The 16121-nt window shown below is 37.9% G+C and carries 12 protein-coding genes; all 12 read right to left on the bottom strand.

Annotation, left to right across the window (positions count from 1 at the left end; all coding sequences use genetic code 11):
• Nucleotides 1-198 precede the first annotated feature (198 nt).
• A complete protein-coding gene (gene ligA / locus M4Z11_RS06565) occupies nt 199-2355 on the bottom strand; it encodes an NAD-dependent DNA ligase LigA (RefSeq protein WP_249677752.1) in 2157 nt (718 codons plus the stop codon).
• 106 nt (nt 2356-2461) lie between these two features.
• The gene (recN, locus tag M4Z11_RS06560; protein ID WP_249677750.1) at nt 2462-4129 is read right to left on the bottom strand and encodes a DNA repair protein RecN; all 1668 of its coding nucleotides are present in this window, start codon (nt 4127-4129) and stop codon (nt 2462-2464) included.
• Between the two features lie 6 nt (nt 4130-4135).
• Entirely contained in the window at nt 4136-5029 is an 894-nt protein-coding gene (locus M4Z11_RS06555; protein WP_249677748.1) for an outer membrane protein assembly factor BamD, read from the bottom strand.
• Nucleotides 5030-5191: 162 nt separating this feature from the next.
• Nucleotides 5192-6061: a UDP-3-O-acyl-N-acetylglucosamine deacetylase gene (gene lpxC / locus M4Z11_RS06550; protein ID WP_249677746.1), complete on the bottom strand. Its 870-nt coding sequence runs from the start codon at nt 6059-6061 to the stop codon at nt 5192-5194.
• 205 nt (nt 6062-6266) lie between these two features.
• Entirely contained in the window at nt 6267-8012 is a 1746-nt protein-coding gene (gene ftsZ / locus M4Z11_RS06545) for a cell division protein FtsZ (RefSeq protein ID WP_249677744.1), read from the bottom strand.
• A 65-nt stretch (nt 8013-8077) separates the two neighbouring features.
• Nucleotides 8078-9370, bottom strand: a complete 1293-nt coding sequence (gene ftsA, locus M4Z11_RS06540; protein ID WP_249677742.1) for a cell division protein FtsA — start codon at nt 9368-9370, stop codon at nt 8078-8080.
• Nucleotides 9370-10278: a cell division protein FtsQ/DivIB gene (locus tag M4Z11_RS06535; protein ID WP_249677740.1), complete on the bottom strand. Its 909-nt coding sequence runs from the start codon at nt 10276-10278 to the stop codon at nt 9370-9372. The genes ftsA and M4Z11_RS06535 overlap by 1 nt, the downstream gene beginning before the upstream one ends.
• Nucleotides 10266-11186: a D-alanine--D-alanine ligase gene (locus M4Z11_RS06530; RefSeq protein ID WP_249677738.1), complete on the bottom strand. Its 921-nt coding sequence runs from the start codon at nt 11184-11186 to the stop codon at nt 10266-10268. The genes M4Z11_RS06535 and M4Z11_RS06530 overlap by 13 nt, the downstream gene beginning before the upstream one ends.
• A gap of 225 nt (nt 11187-11411) precedes the next feature.
• On the bottom strand, nt 11412-12389 hold the full coding sequence (gene murB / locus M4Z11_RS06525) for a UDP-N-acetylmuramate dehydrogenase (protein ID WP_249677737.1): 978 nt from the start codon (nt 12387-12389) through the stop codon (nt 11412-11414).
• Nucleotides 12367-13794 carry a UDP-N-acetylmuramate--L-alanine ligase gene (murC, locus tag M4Z11_RS06520; RefSeq protein WP_249677735.1) on the bottom strand — a complete coding sequence of 476 codons (1428 nt, stop codon included), beginning with the start codon at nt 13792-13794 and terminating at the stop codon, nt 12367-12369. The genes murB and murC overlap by 23 nt, the downstream gene beginning before the upstream one ends.
• Nucleotides 13778-14914, bottom strand: coding sequence for an undecaprenyldiphospho-muramoylpentapeptide beta-N-acetylglucosaminyltransferase (gene murG / locus M4Z11_RS06515; protein WP_249677734.1), 1137 nt, complete (start codon nt 14912-14914; stop codon nt 13778-13780). The genes murC and murG overlap by 17 nt, the downstream gene beginning before the upstream one ends.
• Nucleotides 14904-16061, bottom strand: coding sequence for an FtsW/RodA/SpoVE family cell cycle protein (locus M4Z11_RS06510; RefSeq protein ID WP_249677756.1), 1158 nt, complete (start codon nt 16059-16061; stop codon nt 14904-14906). The genes murG and M4Z11_RS06510 overlap by 11 nt, the downstream gene beginning before the upstream one ends.
• Between the last annotated feature and the right edge of the window lie 60 nt (nt 16062-16121).

The raw sequence follows: 16121 nt of genomic DNA, 5'->3' as shown, positions 1-16121 counted from the left end.
CTATATATCTGAAACTTTTTGTCAGTTTTGTTAAAAATCTACAAAAATTGGCCGTATCAAGAATGATTTGGTATCGAAATATATAATAAAATACAAAATATAAGTTAAGTACAGATCTGCAAAAAGAGACGTATAAAAATTCTATTAGTATTAAAATACATTATTTCTATATGGGAATTATTGTTTGAAATGAAACCCCTAAATATAATGTCCATCAATCAACTTGAGCCAGTTTTTTTCATCCAAAACCTCAATACCTAATTGCTGTGCTTTAGTTAGTTTCGATCCTGCTCCAAAACCTGCAACAAGAAGATCAGTCTTTCTAGAAATAGAATTGGATGTTTTAGCACCTAACCGTTCTGCTAAGGACTTTGCTTCATCCCTCGACATATGCTCCAAAGTTCCTGTAAAAACAATAATTTTCCCTACTATTGGCGAATAATCTATTGCCACAGGCATTTCATGAAGAGGAGTTACTTCTTTAAGCAAGGCCAATAAAACTTTGCGATTATGCGCCTCTTGATAAAAATCAATAATTGCTTCACCAACACGAGAACCGATTCCCTCAATATTGGTTAATTCGATCCACATCTCATTACCTTCAATGTTTTTACCACTCGGCATAATGGCTGACATCGCCGCGGTTTCAAAAGCAGCATAATTTTGGTAAGCACGAGCAAGACGTTGAGCATTAACCTCACCAATGTGACGAATGCCTAACGCAAACAAAAAACGACTTAAAGAAATTTCACGGCGAGCATTAATAGCATTATAAAGTTTACGAACTGAAATAACTCCAAAACCTTCCATATTTTCCAAACGTCTCAAAGAATTTTCTTGACGTCGTTGTAAAGTGAAAATATCCGCTGGCGAATGAATACAAAGCGTTTTATCTTGAATATGAAAGAAAAATTCCACCTGTTTTCTACCAAATCCTTCAATATCAAAGGCATTGCGCGAAACAAAATGGCAAATACGCTCAATTGCTTGCGCTGAACAAATAAGCCCACCCGTACACCGACGAACCGCTTCACCCTCTTCACGAACAGCATGACTTCCACAAACAGGACACACGTGAGGAAAAATAAAAGTAGGAGTATCTTTTGGACGCTTTTCAACAAGAACATCAACAATCTGGGGAATCACATCGCCAGCACGTTGTATAATCACAGTATCGCCCACACGAATATCACGTCCTTCACGAATTAGCTCACCCTTATGACCGATTCCTTTAATATAGTCTTCATTGTGCAAACTTGCATTTGTAACAACAACCCCACCTACAGTAATAGGTGTAAGACGAGCAACAGGAGTTAATGCACCAGTTCGACCTACCTGAATATCAATATCTTCTAAAAGTGCTATAGCTTTTTCTGCTGGAAATTTATGCGCAATTGCCCAACGTGGCGAACGAGAGACAAACCCCAAACGCGTTTGAAGCATTAAATCATTAACTTTATAAACAATCCCATCAATATCATAATCTAATGATTGACGACATTTTTCAATAGAATGATAATATGAAATAAGATCTTCTACTTTTTCAAAAACTTTTGTTAATGGATTAATAATAAAGCCATATTCTTTAAGCTTTTCTATCATTTTTATTTGGCTTTCAGCAGGCATTTCACTCACTTCACCCCAAGCATAAGCAAAAAATTTAAGATTTCTGCTAGCGGTTATCTGTGAATCAAGCTGACGTAAAGAACCAGCTGCTGCATTTCTAGGATTTGCGAAAGTTAACTTCCCTTCTTTCTGTTGGCTAATATTGAGTAGCTGGAAATCTTTCTGTCCCATATAAACTTCACCACGCACCTCAATAATATCAGGAAATTTACCCTGTAAAATCTGTGGAATATCAGCAATTGTTCGCGCATTTGTAGTGACATTCTCACCTATATATCCATTTCCACGCGTTATAGCACGTACAAGCTTTCCTGCCTCATAGCGTAAAGATAAAGATAAACCATCAATTTTCGGCTCAGCTGTCATTTCTATTATCTGTGTTTCTGGAAATCGTAAAAAACGACGAATACGTTCAATAAATTCACTGACATCTTTAAAATTAAATGCGTTATCTAAAGACAGCATTGGCTGTGCATGAATAGATTTTTCAAACTTTTCAGAAATCGGTGCACCAATTTTAGATGAAGGAGAATCCGCACGAATTAATTCAGGAAAGAGAGCTTCAATTTCCTCGTTACGACGACGAAGAGCATCATATTCTGCGTCAGAAATTTCAGGCTGATCATCACGATGATAAAGCACATCATGACGTGCAATTTCTTTTGCCAACCATTCCAACTCACCTGCTGCTTCAAGAGCAGTTAAGTTTTTAATCACATTCTTGGCCATAAATTCTATTCCAAATCTTGAGTGCTGACCATACACAAATTCCACTAATTATTATAAAGAGAATTTAAATAAACATATGTTTATTAGTATTTTCATTACTTCTTAATTATACCTGTGTTAAAAGCTTTTGAGCTGCTGCACGTGCTTCTTCAGTAACTTGTTCTCCTGCTAACATGCGTGCAATTTCTTCTGCGCGTTCATGATTTTCTATTTTATTAATACTCGTAAAAAAGCATCCTATATCACCGCTTTCAACCTTTGAAATAAGAAAATGATTATGGGCTTTAGATGCTACCTGTGGTGCATGTGTGACAGCAAAAACTTGAATATTTTTTGATAAACGCAGCAACCGCTGGCCAATTGCAGCAGCAACAGCTCCACCAACACCTGTATCAATTTCATCAAAAACCAATGTTGGCGCTGATCCACGATCAGCTAATACAACTTTCAATGCCAACAAAAAACGAGACAATTCACCACCAGAAGCCACACTTAATATCGGCCCTGCTCGTGTTCCAGGGTTTGTGCGCACCCAATATTCAACACGATCTATACCATCTGGACTATATTTTTCAGCATCACTCTGCATTTCAACGATAAATTCTGCTTTCTCCAATTTCAACGCTGGTAACTCATCCATAACACTTGCAGATAAACGACGCGCTACTTCTTGACGTTTTATCGAAAGCGCTTGTGCCAATATGTCATAATCTTTTTGCGCTTTTCGAGCCTCAGTCTCTAAATGAACTAATGTTGCTTGAGCAGAATCAAAATCAGCAATTTCAGCACACATTTTATCGCGTAACTGGGCAAGTTCATCTCCAGAAACATGGTATTTACGAGAAAAACCTCGAAGTGCAAAAAGACGCTCTTCTATTCGTTCCAATTCGTTAGTGTCAAAATCCAATGCTTGCATTGCAGATTCGATACCATCACGTGCCGTTGCGAGTGCATGCAACGCATCGTCAATAGACTTCACTACAGGTGTAATCAAAGCCTGTGCCTCAGGAATTTTCCGCTCCAAACGTCTTACCAAATTGGCAAGAACAGGGATTGGTGATTTCGAACCTCCTAAGAGATCATCAGCCTCTCTAATATCCGTTGCTATCTTTTCTAATTTAAGCATATCAGCACGACGAAGAGACAAAGTATCTTCTTCATCAACTTTGAAATCAAATTTATCAAGTTCTTCTACACTTGCACGAAGATAATCAACTTCACGTGCAGCATCCTCGACTTTAACACGTTGTTGTTGCACACGTTCTTTTAATGTATGCCATATGCGATAGCATTCACGCAAATTTTCCACTTCACTTTCAAGGCCACCAAAAGCATCTAATAATTGACGATGTGTACCAATATCAACAAACGCACGATCATCATGTTGCCCATGAATTTCAACCAACATACGGCCAATACTGCGCATCAGTGCAACGCTAATCACTTGATCATTCAGGAAACCACGACTACGACCATCACTCGACTGTACACGCCTTAGAACGATATCACCTTCATCATTAAAACCATTCTCATATATTAGCCGGCGCACAGGATGTGAAACAGGGACGTTAAAAACAGCTGTTACTTGTCCCTGTGTCATACCATAACGCACAAGGGACGAATCTCCACGTCCACCAAGAGCTAATGATAGAGAATCAAGTAGAATAGATTTCCCTGTTCCAGTTTCTCCAGTTAAAACTGACAAACCTTCTGTAAAATAAATATCAAGTCTTTCGATCAAAACAATATTATGAATCGAAAGCTGCACCAGCATATGAAATCAATTCACCTTACTCTTATTACCACTCAAAGCACGAGAAATCCAAGAAGATTTATGCTCTTTAGGCGATATACTATTTTTTTGCAGTAAATCATAAGAAAATTTATACCATTTACTTTCTGGATAATTTCGTCCTAAAATAGCTGCTGCCGTTTGCGCTTCCATAATTAAACCAAGAGCAAAATTAACTTCTGTCAATCGGAAAAGTGCTTCTTCAATCTGATTTGTATCTGGATACTCTTCAATCACAGTACGAAATCTTTTACTTGCTGCTAAATATTGCCGACCTTCTTCATAATAACGACCAATCTGCATTTCTTTACCAGCTAATTGCTCTCGACCAAAACGTATTTTAGCCTTAGCATCGCTGACATACTCTGATTGCGGATAGCGCTCTATCAAAAGCTGCATAGCGGCAATAGCACGCTTAGTATCCTGCTGATCACGCGTAACATCAGGAATTCGACGGAAAGAAGAGAGACCAATAATATAGTAAGCATAAGCAGAATCATCCGCCAGCGGATAAAGAGAAATATAATGCTGTGCCATACTAATTGCATCATCATATTTAGCCAACCGATAATTTGTAAAAGCACCCATTATTAAGGATTTACGACCCCACTCAGTGTAAGCATATTGTTTTTCAATAACAGCAAACTTTTTTGCTGCTTCACTAAGCCGCCCTACATCAAGATTAGCAAGCGCTTGATTATATAAAACATCTGGCGGATCTATTTTTAAAACATGCATAGATGGATCGAAGATATTTTTTCCCTTACCTAAACAGCCCGCTAAAAAGCAAATTCCTCCTAAAAGAATCCCAATAAAGACTTTGCGTACAATGGTCAATTTTCTATGCACTATATTCCCAATATACTTATCAGGTTTTTTCATAGTTTCTCAGCCTCCAGAAAATGTCATTTTACAAAAAAATACTCTTTAAATTTTATATCATATCACTTTTAAACCAACTACCAGAATTTATATACTCTAGATTTATCATTCGCTTTTAAGTTATATCAAACTAAAATAAAGTTTTTAAATTTTATTTTTATTCTATTTAAATATTACTTTTTCGTAACACGATTCGTCCTGTAAAACAGCCTTAACTAATTTTGAATTAAGCGCATGTCCACTACAATAAGAACGGAATAATCCAATAAAAGGCGCACCAAGTAAAGCAGTATCACCAATAGCATCAAGCATTTTATGTCGAACAAATTCATTTTCAAAATAAGTGCCAGTTGGATTAATAATTTGATCATTAAGACCAATAATAAGAGAGTTTTCTAAAGAAGAGCCTATTCCTTTTCCGGAAGACCATAATTTTTCCACATCCTTAACAAAACCAAAAGTGCGCGCACAAGATAAATCATCTTTAAACCCTTGTGCAGTAAGATCAAAACTCAAGTGTTGTTTGCCAATAACAGGAGTAGGAAAAGAAATTGTAACATCAAAACGACACCCATTAAATGGAAAAAATTCAGCCATACCATTTGCTGTTTCAACACGTACTGGTTTTTTTATAACAAAATAAGATCGCAATGCTGTCTGCTGAATGATACCTACTTTTTCAAAACCTTTACAATACTGCCATGAAGCACCATCCAAAATAGGCACTTCATTACTTGATACCTTAATGATGAGATTATCGAGACCATACGCAGCAATTGCCGCCATCAAATGTTCAATTGTCTCAACTCTTGTATCTCCATGTCCAAGCACTGTTGATAATTCAGTTGCTCCGATTTGCGATGCATGCGCTGGAAATATTTGCTCCTTCCCATCTATGCTATAACGCTTAAAAATAATACCACACTCAATATCAGCTGGACCAATCTTCATGACAGATAAATGTCCACTATGAACACCACGTCCCTCAAATATTAATGTATCTTTAAGAGTCGATTGATATTTCTGTTCCAATTAATCATACCACTTCATTAATAGTCATAATAACTTTTTGGAATCCTCATAAGATTATCAAAAATTATCTTTACAAGAAATAATAAACCCATCTAATGAATGGGTTTATTATTTTCTATAAAACTCCATAAGTTTCACTATAATAAAGCTTCCATTGTATTATGGATAGAAATATAGAGCTTTCTTCTTTTAATTTTTCTATACATTAATTTGCTTGACGACGCAAAAACGCTGGTATTTCCAATTCATCCTCTTCATTGACACAAATGTTTTGATCTTGCGGTGCATGTTGCTGTAACTCGGTAGAATGACGCGGCATATAAACAGAAATATCTTGAGAAAGTTCCTGAGAATTTGCACTAGAAATATGCAAATCTTTACGCGAAGAAGAATTGACAGCAGGTTCTAATCGAGCTTCTGGTTCAGTTTCTTCACGATACGTCAAACTTTGTTTCAAACGCTGCCAAAGATTACGTGGTCCTTGATCGATATTAGAAAAATTTGCACTTTGAGTACGAACAGAAGATGGAAAATCTTTTAACTCAGGCATACGCACTGGCATTGAATAAGGTTGCGTTTGCACTTGTTTTTTTTTCTGTTCTACAATTCCAGCCTTGTCATCAAGAACATGTGCTGTTGCTTCCATACTCACTGCTTTAGCCATAGGCTGTTGAGAAACACAACCAACTTGCATACGTAATGCATTTGATGTCCTTCCATGTACATTTTGCCCATAAGGAGCAGCATTTACAGTTCGCGGAGTATATGTATCTGAAGCTTGCACAAAAAATTGACTTTTTGGGCAAAATGGCTCTTCAATTGGCTGTTTCATTTCTACTTCTAGCGCTTCTATAACTTCTACCATTGCTTCAGAACGCAATGATGATGATTGAGAAGTAGTCTGCGTTACTCCACCATCATTTTTACGTATTGAAGCCGCAGGCCGATGAAATTTAGGATGTGAAGGCTGTATTACGTCATTAATTTCACGATCAATACCAGTAGCAACCACCGATACACGAATAACACCCTCAAGTGACTCATCGTCAATGGCACCAAAGATAACATTTGCATCAGCATCAACTTCTTCCCTAATACGATTAGCCGCCTCATCCACTTCAAATAAGGTCATATCACGACCACCCGTAATGGAAATCAAAAGACCGCGAGCTCCACGCATAGAAGTATCATCTAACAATGGATTTGCAATAGCAGCCTCAGCAGCAGCTAAAGCACGTCCATCACCAGACGCCTCTCCAGTTCCCATCATTGCACGACCCATTTCATGCATAACAGAACGAACATCTGCAAAGTCAAGGTTAATCAGCCCCTCTTTAATCATCAAATCCGTAATAGAAGCAACACCAGAATAAAGAACTTGATCAGCCATAGCAAAAGCATCAGAAAATGTTGTTTTCTCGTTCGCAATACGAAAAAGATTTTGATTCGGAATAACAATTAAGGTATCAACCGATTTTTGTAATTCTTCTATGCCAGCTTCTGCTGTCTTCATCCGACGTGCACCTTCAAATTGGAAAGGTTTCGTCACAACACCAACAGTCAAAATACCTTTTTCACGCGCTGCATTAGCAACAACAGGTGCAGCTCCGGTTCCCGTACCTCCACCCATACCCGCTGTAATAAAAACCATATGAGAATCTGCAAGATGATCGATAATTTCATCGATACATTCATCCGCAGCAGCCCGACCAACTTCTGGTAAAGCACCAGCACCTAAACCTTCTGTTACTGCTGCACCAAGTTGGATCACACGTTCAGCTTTTGACATAGCTAAAGCCTGTGCATCTGTATTAGCAACAACAAAGTCAACCCCCTGAAGGCCAGCATTTATCATATTATTTACGGCATTTCCGCCACCACCGCCAACACCAAAAACGGTAATACGTGGCTTTAATTCCGCAATATCTGGCCGGTGCAGATTAATTGTCATGTTTTTTTCCTTCTCATAAAACACCGCAAGCCAAAGCGATGAAAATTAATACCCAAATAGACTTACTAAAAACTCTCACGCAACCACTGACCAACACGTTGAAAATATCCACCTGTGCCGGTTGATAACTGTCTCACTGTCGTGTGAACTGTTTTTTCTTCGAAACCCGCTAGTTGCGGATAGATTAACAATCCAACAGCAGATGAAAACGCCGCTCCCTTTGCAGGAGAAGGAAGCCTAGAAATACCTAAAGGCCGCCCTATACGAACATTTCTCCCTAATATATTCCGGGCCATCTCTGGTAACCCAGTTAACTGGCTTGCTCCTCCAGTTAAAATAATACGCTTACCAACAATATGACTGAACCCAGAACAATTCAAACAATCACGAATCATTTCTAATATCTCTTCAACACGCGCCCGAATGATACGACCAAGAACTGCACATGGATATTGAGTTTGCTCATTTCCAATTTCAGCGACATTAATCATATGATGAGCATCAGTACTTTCTGAAAGTGTTGAACCATATATAACTTTTAAACGCTCTGCTTCTTCAATAGACATAGATAATCCCCGTGCAACGTCAAGAGTTATATGGTGCCCACCAATTGCAAGTGTATCTGCATGAACAAACTTTCCTTCAGAAAATATTGAAAATGTTGTTGTTCCAGCACCAAAATCAATACATGCAGCTCCTAAACGCGCCTCATCATTAATCAAAACCGCGAGACCACTCGCAAAAGGTGTTGCGACCATTGCCTCAACGCTTAAATGAGCACGATTAATACAAGCTTCCAAATTACGTAAAGATGCTGTTTCTGCTGTAACAACATGCACATCCACCCCAAACAATTCACCTACCATTCCAACAGGATCAGAGATTCCTTTATCTCCATCCAATACATAAGATACTGGAACTGAATGCATAATATGCCGTTCAGCATCAAAAGCTTTACGCGAAACATTTGCCAATGCCATACGTATATCACGTGCAGTAACTTCACGCCCACCCAAATGTACCGTACCGTTAACAAAAGTACTTTTTAATCGGTTTGAGGAAAAATTTACAATAACTGAATCCACCACCAAACCAGCCATTTTCTCTGCAGCATTAACAGCTAAACGTATTGATTGCTCCGCTGCAAGCATATCCATAACAACACCAGATTTAATTCCACACGAGCGCTGTACACCTAAACCCAAGACTTCCATAAAATGTGTACGACCATGTAAATGTTGCGGATACTTCAAAGGACGTAAACAAACAATAAGACAAACAACCTTACTTGAACCCACATCAAGAACTGTTAGAAAACGCGTTTTGCGCCCCCTCCCATGATGTGATTTCAAAAACATTATATACTCCTTTCTCTTAATTCCTTTAAAATACGTTCTTCTTCCATTACCGTAGCACGATGCCGTGTTAACACTTCATCTGATAAAGCAATCGTTATTCGATCAGAAAGACGTAAATCAATGCTTAAAGCGTCACGAGAAAAAAGATCCTTTGCCGTATTCGTCTCAACAAGAGCAATAAGCCTTTCAATAGCACCTTGTTCAGGCAACATAATACGCACCCCATTTTCTAAAAAAATATCCCAACGCCGATCACCTACACGCACATAAGCACGAATACGATTACGGAATTGCGAATATGTTGATAACGATTGAATAAACAACTTAGCTGCATTTTGCGCTCCCTGCCCAACAACAAGCGGTAAATTCTGAACTAAGCCTGCCTGAAATGGTAAAATAATACGCCCTGTATCATCAATCACATCCATTACACCATCATGTTGCCAAATTGCATATGGCTCACGCTCTACTATTGAAATGCAGATTCGGTTAGGATAAATTTTCCGAATATCAGCTGATTGAACCCAAATCTGTTGTTCTAAAGTAGAACGTGCTTTATCCACATCAAAGCTAATAATTGATGGATAAACATCAAGGCTTAAAAGCTTTAAAACATATTGTTCCGTCATATTTTTATTACCACTCATATCAACATGAGTAATCACAAAACCAAAATTCAATGTCACAAGCCTTATAATTCTGTTCATATGCCCGCTAAAAACAATTCCATAAAATAAGGAAAGAAAGAAAAAAGAAAAAACAGCAAAAGAACCAAAATAACGCGGCACATGAATATCAACAAATAAAAATTGCAATATAAATCGGAAAAAACGACGATAAAAACGTGGGAAAATTGGCACTGATAGCACCCTAAAAACTCCTATTTTACCAACATTTAACGCATACATGACGCGTCCTCCACTATCCATTTAACAATGTCGCTATAAGTACGACCACTTGCTTTTGCAATATCCGGCACAAGAGAGGTTGGCGTCATACCAGGCTGCGTATTAATTTCAAGCCAAATCAGCTCTTCCGTTTCTTCATTAAAACGAAAATCAGAACGACTAACACCTCGACAACCTATCGCTTGATGTGCTGCTAAAGATATTCTTTGCACTTTTTGGTAAATATTTAATGAAAGTTGTGCAGGACAAATGTGAATAGAACCATCAGACTTGTATTTTGAATCATAACTATAAAACTGGAAATGTCGATCAGGTATAATTTCACAGACATCTAGAACTTCATTACCTAAAACAGCGCAAGTAAGCTCCCGACCAGGAATATATTTTTCGACAATTACCTCATCTTCATGCATCCACTCAGAGCTTGCAATATTATGAGGTGGAAATGCTTCATCGCCACTCACGATAATAACGCCAAAGCTTGATCCTTCACGCACAGGTTTAATTACATAAGGTGGCTCTAAAGGATGTTTTGATCCAATTGCAAAACGGCTCATCGTATAAGAAGGAGCAACAGGAACACCAGCACTAGCAGCAATAATTTTTGCCCTTCCTTTATCCATTGCTAATGCTGACGCCATCACTCCAGAATGCGTATAAGGAATTTTCAAGTATTCAAGAATGCCTTGAATACATCCATCCTCACCAAATAAACCATGCAATGCATTAAAAACGATATGTGGTTGTAATTTCTCAAGAATAGAAGCAATACGGCTATCAACATCTACACGAGTTACATAATAACCATGAGCTTCAAGAACATCAGCACAAGCAGAACCAGAAGATAAACTTACAGACCGTTCTGATGAAAGCCCTCCCATCAACACAGCTATATGTTTACCTTTCATAACAACTTATCCTTCTTTATATACTAAATACAGAATATATAAAAATAAAAAATACTATATATAGGAAAGAACTAGATTTATCTTTGCGAATCAATAACCTAGCGTTTTCTCTAATGAATCAGACTCAAGAGCTTGATGCAAGAGCTTCTCTGTTAGTTTATTGATTTTTAATAGATTTTTTTCTTATCTCTTTGAAATGACTCAATTTTTTAATTATATAAAAAATCAATTATTTTGATTTAAAGAAGAGACTACACGACCTTGTTCAAACTGGCCAATACGTTGTATTTCCCACTGTAATAAATACCCTGAATGAGCAAAAACACGAGCACGTACTGTCTCACCTAATTTTTCAAGATCATAACCTGTTGCTTGATCGATATTAATCATAAAATTACAGTGCATTTCACTCATTTGAGCACCACCAATCCTTAAGCCACGGCACCCTGCCTCATCAATAACACGCCATGCAGACGTCCCTACAGGATTACGAAAAGTGGATCCACCTGTTTTTTCACGAATAGGTTGCACCTTCTGCCGATGAAGAGTAACTTCATCCATAGCCGTACGGATATAATTTCTATTCCCTTGCTCTCCTTCCAATAAGGCAGCAATAAAAACAAAATCGTCAGAAACATCGCAACAACGATAAGAATAATGTATATCGTTCACACTCAATATATGACGTTGTCCTTTACGATCAAGCGCATAAACTTCAACAACACGCTCAGCAGTTTCCACACCATTAGCTCCAGCATTCATTTTTAATGCTCCTCCACAACAACCAGGAATACCATGATAAAAATGAAAACCATAAAGCTCCGCTTCTAAAGCTGCTGCTGCCAAATGCTTACCCGCTACCGCAGCACCAACTAAGAAGCGCTTCGATGACACTTGCTTCAACTGCCCAAAACCTTTTGCTGAAAGACGAATAACAACACCAGGGATACCCCCATCACGTACCAGAAGATTAGAACCAATCCCCACAATCGTTACAGGAATGGATTCAGGCAAAGATTGAAAAAATAAAACTAAATCTGCTTCATCAGAAGGTTGATAAAAAATCTCAGCGAGTCCACCAGTGCGAAACCATGTCACCTTACGCATATCGACATTGGGTGTTAATTTGCCCTGTATACCACGCAACACCGGCTGTAATTTCTTTAACAAGGCTTCACCATCAATTGGCTGAAAATTTATCATTGTTATCAAGTACCACTAATTGATTGGGCAATGCATAAGCCCATTGTGTGATGCTACCAGCACCCAGAAAAACTACATAATCACCAGATTTAGCTAATGTTGATACAATAGATACAACATCTTCCAAAGTATTAATCAGACGCACATCACGGTGGCCAGCCATCTGAATATGCTCGACTAATTCTTTAGAATCAAAACCAGCTATTGGCTCTTCACCAGCTGCATAAACAGGTGTAACCATCACTGTATCAGCATCATTAAAACAAGTAGAAAAATCATCAAATAAATGATATAAGCGCGTATAACGATGGGGTTGTATAACCGCAATGATGTTTCCTTCTGCGCTCTCACGTGCTGCATGCAAAACTGCTTTTATTTCGACTGGATGATGCCCATAATCATCAAATATCTCAACTCCATTCCAACTCCCTGTTTTCGTAAAACGCCGTTTTACACCCTCAAACTCTGCTAATCCTTTCTTTATAGCTTCAGGTGAAATGCCTAGTTCATGTGCAATAGCAATCGCTGCAGTAGCATTAGAAACATTATGCTTCCCCGACATTGGTAAAATCAAATTGTTGATTTCAATTTTTTCGCCTGTTTTTCGTGATCGAATAAGAATATCGAAATACGCCTTTTGGCCTTCCATCGAAAGATTAAAAAAACGAACATCTGCTTGTGGATTTGCACCATACGTAATCACCCAACGATCATGAATACGACTAGCTAACGTCTGAACTTCTGGATGATCAAGACACATAACGGTAAAACCATAAAAAGGCACATTTTCTACAAACTGCCGAAAAGCCTCACGTACGGCATTAAAATTGCCATAATAGTCTAAATGCTCAATATCTATATTCGTAACAACAGCTATATCAGCCGGCAATTTTAAAAATGACCCATCACTTTCATCAGCTTCAACCACCATCCAATCCCCATCTCCCATACGTGCATTGGTCCCATAAGCATTGATAATACCACCATTAATGACTATTGGATCAAAACGACCTGCATCAAGAAGTGCAGCTACCATTGACGTAGTCGTTGTTTTTCCATGCGTACCACCAATAGCGATTGTCCGACGAAAACGCATTAACTCAGCAAGCATTTCTGCCCGCTTAACAACGGGTAAGTGCCTTTTTTGGGCAGCAATATATTCAGGATTTGTTTTCTTAATGGCAGTAGAAATAATAACAACCTCTGCTGCTCCTAAATTTTCAGCACGATGCCCTATACAAATATTAATTCCCTTATTTTGTAAGCGCTCAACATTTGCATTATAAGTTTGATCGGATCCTTGAACTTTATAACCAAGATTATGAAGAACTTCAGCAATTCCGCTCATACCTATACCTCCAATTCCTACAAAGTGAATAAGGCCAATATTAAGCGGCATTTTCATCAAAAAACTCCTTTTTAATATCTAATAATGATCGTTCTAGAATCAATGCCTCAACCATATTTGCTAAAATAACGGTTGCGTGAGGTTGCCCAACTTTTTTTGCAGATAGTGCTTGTTTTTCCAATAAGTGTGGCTCACAACAGACTTTTGTCAAGAGAGAAGCAAGTATTCGCGTATCTAAATTTTTTTCTACTATAATCTGTGCGCCTCCTATTTTAGAAAGTTTAGCTGCATTCTCTGCTTGATCGTGATCTAAAGCGTAAGGGTATGGAATAAATAAAGCTGGCCGACCAATTACAGCTATTTCACAAACTGTTGAAGCACCAGCACGTGACATAATAAAATGTGATTGAGCAATATGTTCAGCCATATTATCAAAAAAACGTGCAATTTCTGCCTGTACTCCCATATCATGATAAATTTTCATAAGATCTATGGTTTCATCATAAACCTGCTGAACAATGCGTAAACGTTTCCGTATATTTTGATCAAGTAAGGCAACTGCTCCAGGAACAACTTGTGAAAAAAAAGCTGCTCCTTGGCTCCCACCAAAAACCAAAAAATGAAATGGTTGTTCGCCTGTAGAAGGACAATAAGGAATCTTCGCAGCTTGAAGAATAGCCTTACGAACAGGATTACCTGTCATGAATGTTTTATGAGCATAAACACTGTTCGCTGATAATAAACCACCGGCAATAGCATTGACCCTAGACGCCAATAATCTATTAGCACGCCCCATAATAGCATTTTGCTCATGAATAAATGTCTTATATCCTATTAAGGTAGCAACTAAAACTGGTGGAAAGGTAGGATAACCACCAAACCCACCAACAAGAACAGGCCGCAATTTATAAAAAAGCATCCATGACTGAAACATTCCCTTCAGCAAATACCAAAATGTTTTTATAAATGCAAAAGAACAATATCTTATAAAAGTTGCTGATGAAATAACATGAATGTGTTCCTCGTCAAAATGGCGTACAAAACGCTTAGCTCTTTTATCTGTCATCAAATGAACATCATATCCACGCTCTCTCAATTCAACAGCAAGCGCTTCAGCAGGAAAAAGATGCCCACCTGTACCACCAGCAGATAAAACAATAACTTTCTTATGCGTCATCAGCAGTATCCGGAACAGAAGTTGAAAGAAAAGTTGAAATACGCGCTTCTGGCCAACGGCGTGTCAAACTCAGTAAAATACCTACCGAAATTGCAATCGCTACCATAGATGAACCACCATAAGAAATAAATGGCAGTGTCATACCCTTTGGAGGCATTAGATGAAGATTAACTGCCATATTAATGGCTGATTGAAAACCAATTATCATTGCTATGCCAGTAATACCAAAACGTGTGAATATATCACGAGTATTTAATGCTATATAAAAAGAGCGTATAACAATAAAACCAAAAAGTGCTGTAATCAATAAACAAAAAATAATACCATATTCTTCAGCTGCAACAGAAAATACAAAATCTGTATGGCTATCAGGAATAATACGTTTCACCGTACCCTCACCAGGACCTCGACCAAACCATCCACCATTTAAAATAGCCTCACGCCCTACATCAACCTGGAATGTATTACCTTCTCCTGTTAAAAAACCATTGATACGTTCACGTACATGATGAACAAAAAAATAAGCTAAAAAGCCCCCTAAAATACCTAAAATAAGAAATAAGAAAATGATAATAAGAGGCACACCTGCAATAAAAAATAAGCCACCCCATGTTGCACTTATTAAAAGTGTTTGACCAATATCTGGTTGCAAAACAAGAAGCGTACAACAAATCACATACAGTGCAATAACCAACATATAAATAAGAATACCTTTACGCTGTACCTGTTCCGAAAAAAGCCAAGCAGATATAATAATAAAAGCCGGTTTCATAAACTCCGATGCTTGTAAAGAAATACCAAATACCGAAATCCAACGCCGTGCCCCTTTTAACTCAAGACCAAACAATAAAGTTGCAATCATAAGTACAAGCGTTGCAACAAATAACAAAATACATAAACGACGAATATTACGAGGCGAAAAAAAAGAAACAGTGATCACAGTCACAAACGCAAGAATACTAAAAATAATATGCCAACGAACAAAATAAAAACTATCAGAAATACCAATTTTTTTTGCAACAGAGGGACTAGCTGCAAAAGATAGCATGATACCAATTCCCATAAGGATCAAACAAGCAGTAAAGATAGAGCGATCAATTGTCCACCACCAATTAGAGATTGGGCTTCGATCTGCACGAGTTATCATCATTTTCACTGTACCTTTTATAATCGCATCTAAAATAAAATAATGTGCTTTTCCTAGTAC

The sequence above is a fragment of the Bartonella bilalgolemi genome (assembly GCF_023500045.1).
GTDB lineage: Bacteria > Pseudomonadota > Alphaproteobacteria > Rhizobiales > Rhizobiaceae > Bartonella > Bartonella bilalgolemii.
This window is presented reverse-complemented; position numbering and strand designations above follow the sequence as displayed.